The sequence below is a fragment of the Sinomonas terricola genome, assembly GCF_034931225.1.
GTDB lineage: Bacteria > Actinomycetota > Actinomycetes > Actinomycetales > Micrococcaceae > Sinomonas > Sinomonas terricola.
The window spans coordinates 1-1564 of sequence record NZ_JAYGGQ010000035.1; the positions used below are offsets into that span (position 1 = coordinate 1).

At 66.2% G+C, this 1564-nt stretch carries 1 protein-coding gene; it reads left to right on the top strand.

The window, feature by feature from the left end; genetic code table 11:
* Positions 1–294: 294 nt before the first annotated feature.
* Positions 295–1530, top strand: a complete 1236-nt coding sequence (locus SPF06_RS21985; RefSeq protein ID WP_323281302.1) for an IS110 family RNA-guided transposase — start codon at positions 295–297, stop codon at positions 1528–1530.
* Positions 1531–1564 lie beyond the last annotated feature (34 nt).

A 1564-nucleotide genomic window follows, 5' to 3' on the forward strand; every position in this document is an offset into this window, starting at 1 on the left:
CAGGTCAGCAATGCGGTGCCTGCGGCACACCGTGATGCGCGAAGATTCTCGGAAGCGTTCCGTCCTGCTGTGTTCACCTTTGCCTGTGCGGGGCGAGACTGGGTGTGTCCGTCGTGGTCGCCCCCGGTCTCCTCTGTGGTGCCCGTGAGCCTGTAGGTCAGCATGGTGGTGGAGGGCTGCCACGGGAACCGTGGATTGGTGCCGTTGAGCCCGAGCGTCAGACTTCCTGAATCTCCCTGCCCTCCCCGCGGCGGATGCACGCATAGGTCCCTGGAATGGAAGCAGGCGGGAGCGATGGAAGTCGTACATGTCCGGTGCGCGGGTTTGGACATCTCCAAGAAGGACGCCAAGGTCTGCGTCCGCATCGCCGGGGAAGGCCGGCGCAAGGCGGTCGAGACGGTGACTACATGGGCCTCGACCACCAATCAGATCCTGGCCCTGCGCGAGCACCTGATCGCCGAGCGGATCACATGTGCCGTCATGGAGGCGACGGGCGACTACTGGAAGCCGTTCTACTACCTGCTCGAGGACGCCGGATTCGAGCTCATGCTGGTCAATGCCCGCCATGTGAAGGCCCTCCCCGGGCGCAAGAGCGATGTCGCCGACGCGACCTGGCTCGCCCAGCTTGCCGCGCATGGACTGGTGCGGGCCTCGTTCGTCCCACCCGAGCCGATCCGGCACCTACGGGACCTGACCCGGGCCAGGACCGCGCTCACCCGCGAACGCGGCCGCGAGGTCCAGCGGCTGGAGAAGCTGCTGGAGGACGCAGGCATCAAGCTCTCCGCGGTGGCATCGGACATCCTCGGTGTCTCCGGACGGGCGATGCTGGAGGCCCTGATCGCCGGCCAAGACGATCCTGCCGTGCTGGCCGAGCTGGCAAAGCGCCGGCTGCGCTCGAAGATCCCGGCCCTGACCGAGGCGCTGACCGGCCGGTTCAGCGAGCACCACGCCTTCTTGGCACGCCTGCACCTGAACCTGATCGACCAGCACACCGCGGCGATCGAGGAGATCACCGGCCGCATCGAGGTGGTGATCGAGCCCTTTCAGGGGTTCCGCGAGCTGATCTGCACCATCCCCGGAATCGGTCCACTGACCGCCGATGTCATCGTCGCCGAGACCGGCGCGGACATGAGCCGGTTCCCCACCGCAGGGCATCTCGCCTCCTGGGCGGGCACCTGCCCGGGCAGCAACGAGTCCGCCGGCCGGATCAAATCCACCCACACCCGCCCCGGGAACCCCTACCTCCAAGGAGCCCTCGGAGCAGCCGCGATGGCCTGCCGTCAGAACCCGCACACCTACCTCGGCGCACGATACCGTCGTATCGCCGCACGCCGCGGACCGCAGAAGGCAAACGTCGCGATCCAACATTCGATGCTCATCGCCATCTGGCACATGGGCACCACCGGTGTGCTCTACGAAGAACTCGGCGCCGACTACTTCACCCGCATCAACCCCGACCGCTCGAAGACCAAAGCCATCAGACAGCTCGAAGCCATGGGCTACCAGGTCACCCTCGCTCGCGCCAGCTAACGAGATCACCAACCAACTAAATCTTCGCGTCAGA